At 59.2% G+C, this 3,314-nt stretch carries 3 protein-coding genes; 1 reads left to right on the forward strand and 2 read right to left on the reverse strand.

What is annotated here, in order from left to right:
* Positions 1 to 218: 218 nt before the first annotated feature.
* On the reverse strand, positions 219 to 1,202 hold the full coding sequence (locus tag R6T97_RS11635; RefSeq protein WP_410349457.1) for a glycosyltransferase family 2 protein: 984 nt from the start codon (positions 1,200 to 1,202) through the stop codon (positions 219 to 221).
* Between the two features lie 13 nt (positions 1,203 to 1,215).
* Positions 1,216 to 2,247, reverse strand: a complete 1,032-nt coding sequence (locus R6T97_RS11640; RefSeq protein ID WP_410349458.1) for a glycosyltransferase — start codon at positions 2,245 to 2,247, stop codon at positions 1,216 to 1,218.
* A gap of 276 nt (positions 2,248 to 2,523) precedes the next feature.
* Here R6T97_RS11640 and R6T97_RS11645 point away from each other — a divergent pair.
* A partial coding sequence (locus R6T97_RS11645) for a glycosyltransferase family 2 protein (protein WP_410349459.1) occupies positions 2,524 to 3,314 on the forward strand: 791 nt, incomplete at its 3' end.

Here is a 3,314-nt window from a genome sequence, read left to right on the forward strand (position 1 = left end):
GCATGCGCGGCTGCCGATCGTCACGCCCGTCACCCGGATCACGCGGTCGGGATGGTATTTGCGCCTGCAGGACATGCGCATGTTCAGGCTCAAACCCAAACGCATGAAACGGATCCGCCTTGCGTCTCGCGGACCACGACCGGATCCACAACAAATCGCGAGAACTCTGGGTTATGAATGACCTTGGCCACAAACAATACCAGTCGCGCAGCAGGATATCATTGATTGTTTGAAGCGACTCTGGTGAAGCTTGGTTTTTTTTGCGGCACAAGGCGATACCCAGCTTTGCCAAGCATGAGAGGCGGTAGCGCTTTGAGCCAACCAATGAGTGGCTTGGGATGGTTTCGTGCCATGCGCAGAAGGTGTCGACGGGGGGTGCCTTTCCCCGCTTTGAATTCGGCATGAGCAAGATTGAAAAGATGCCCAATGGCATGCCGCTGCACAAATTTCCTCTGCTCTGAAGACATTGGCAGATCAGCCACCAGATCGAGACGAAGTTGGGTGATTTGCCGCGCTTTGAGAGGATCTTTCCTGTTCAGTTCGACATTTGCTGTGGTGTCTCCGGGAATCCGCCTGACTTCGGCAACGGTCGTTCTTGAAAAAAGTGCTGGTCCAAGCAATGCCACGGCACAGAAGAAATATCCGTCCTGCTGGATCGTCAGTTCCTTTGGAAATCCTTTGGTCTTTTTAGCCATATCTGCGCGAACGGCCAGAGAGTTGAGGTGCAGACCGGCTAAGGCATGGGGCAGTGCGTCATTCACCCTCACGGTACCACCTTCCGGTACGTGTATGTTGCGCAAATCAAAGAACCCATGATCATATCCTGCGCCCGTCATCCGATGATCCGCGAAATGCATCACGACATCCCGATTTTCCTCCTTCGCCAGATCATGGTGCAGCAAATCGAGACGTCTCGGATACCAAAGATCGTCGGAATCGAGAAAGGTGATCCAGTCGCACCGCGCATGATGCAGGCCAGCCGTTCGAGCCGCCCCTGATCCCGCGTTTTTCTGGTGGATCACGGTGATCCGGTTGCCATAGCCGGCCAGAATCTCCGGCGTGCTATCGGTGGAGCCGTCGTTGATCACGATGACCTCGTCGGCGGGTGGATCCTGCGCCAATACGCTGTCGATCGCCTCGCCCACGCAATGGGCACGATTATAGGTCGGGATGATGGCCGAGACCGTGAAATCAGATGTCATTCGTGGAATTCCCTTATTGGCTTACCCGTGCCGGTTGGATTCTGTTTCGTGCCATATTCCAGTCGGCATAACGCATATAAAGGCGATCAAGGATGTATCGGGCCCAGTCCTTGAGCGGCAGGGTGCTTTTGTGACGCTGTGCCAGACGCATCCCCCGGGGCAGCATCACCCATCGATGCGCCCGTGGGCTTTCCGCCAGATCGACTGCAAATCGCAGCATCTCCGCGCGCTTTCGGCAAATGGCCTCGGCCTTTTCCTTGCCGGGATAATCCATGTCGGGGAACCGCTCCAGGATATGGAAATCAGCCTGACTATGCCATTTCCGCAGTTTGTGCGCGAGGCCGTAAAGATAATCATGTGACCGGCCATGCACGCTGCGCACGCCACTAATGCCGCCGGCACGATGCTTCACCAATGGCGTTTCGATATGCTCTATTCGACCAAGAAGGGCGGCCCGAAACGGGATGACATGATCCTCCGCGTCGATGCCCTTGCCCAAGGGCCCGAATGTCTCGAATACTCGCCTGTCCCAACCCACTGTCGCACCGAGAACGTGATGACATCCGGCGGCCAGAGTGTACGCTGATGGCGAGTCGAGAACCGGTTGCGGAGACATGCGAAGACCAACCGAAAGACCCGTTTTGTCAATTTCTTCCGCAGGGGAGTGAACCATCGTGATGTCTCCTGCGGCGGGGTGCCAGACCGCAACCATGGCCGAGGTCCGCTCCGGCAGCGAGATATCGTCGCCGGCATTCACCACGATGAATGCACCGTGCACCAGCTCCATCACCCGGTCGATATGCGGCACCAGTCCAAGGTTCGGCTCGTTGCGGTTCAGCACGACCGTGTGCGGTCCGTCATAGGCCGCAGCCATTTCCTGCATGATCTCATAGGTGCGGTCGGGCGAGCAGTCGTCCGACAGGATGATCTCGAGCGGCTCGTAGGTCTGCGCGAAGGCGCCGTCGATGGCCTCGCGGATGAAGCGCTCCTGATTGTAGGCGATGACCGCGAAAGTCACCAGCGGGAGGTCTGTCGTGTCGGTCATGATCCCTCTTTCGCCGGGCTTCTGAAGATCTCATAGACCCGCGCCGTTTGCAAAACAAGCCGTCCATGGGGCCCGATCCCGCTGCGCATGTCCTGCCGGATGTGATGGCAAAGCTTCAGGCGGTGGAACGAGGATCCTGTCACTCCAAAGGGCCCGGATAGCATCGCGGTGGATCACCCCCTTGCATCCTGACGGGCATTGCGAAATGAACAGGGCGAAGTGCTGCGATGCCGCACGGCCCGAAACATTGTTTATTCCCTGTTTTCAGGATGCGTCATGTCCCATGAACCACCGCAAGCCCCTGAAGTTTCGGTGATCGTCATCAGTTACAACACCCGCGATATGACCCTGGCGTGCCTTGCGTCGATCTATGCGCAGACGAGCGGCTATTTCGAGGTGGTGGTGGTCGACAATGCCTCGACCGACGGGTCGGCCGAGGCGATCGCGGCGCAATTCCCGCAAGTGACGTTGATCGCCGAGAGCATTAATCACGGGTTTGCCGCCGCCCATCACGTGGCCGTGCCGCACTGCCGGGCACCGTGGCTTTTGTTGCTGAACCCCGACACCGTTGTTCTGGACGGGGCATTGGACAAGTTGATGGCGTTCCGCCGGCAGCGCCCCGAGGCGGGCATCTGGGGCGGGCGCACGGTCTTCGCGGATGGCCGTCTCAACCCGGCCTCGTGCTGGCGGCGTCAGACGCTGTGGTCGCTGGTCTGCCGGGCTTCGGGCCTTGCCACAATCTTTCCGGGCTCCGCGGTCTTCAACCCCGAGGCCTATGGCAGTTGGCCGCGCGACACCGTGCGCGAGGTGGATATCGTGACCGGGTGCTTTTTCCTGATCGCGCGCGAGACCTGGGACCGGCTGGGCGGTTTCGATCCGGTCTTCGTGATGTATGGCGAAGAGGCCGATCTGTGCCTGCGCGCGCGCCGGATCGGTCTGCGCCCTGCCATTACCTCAGAGGCCGTGATCATCCATCATGGCGGCGCCTCGGAAAAGGTGCGCGCTGACAAGCTGGTGCGGCTGTTGCGCGCCAAGGCCGAGCTTGTGAAACGGCATTTCGCCCCGGG

Origin of the sequence: Yoonia sp. (genome assembly GCF_046498525.1) — a bacterium.
Lineage (GTDB): Bacteria > Pseudomonadota > Alphaproteobacteria > Rhodobacterales > Rhodobacteraceae > Yoonia.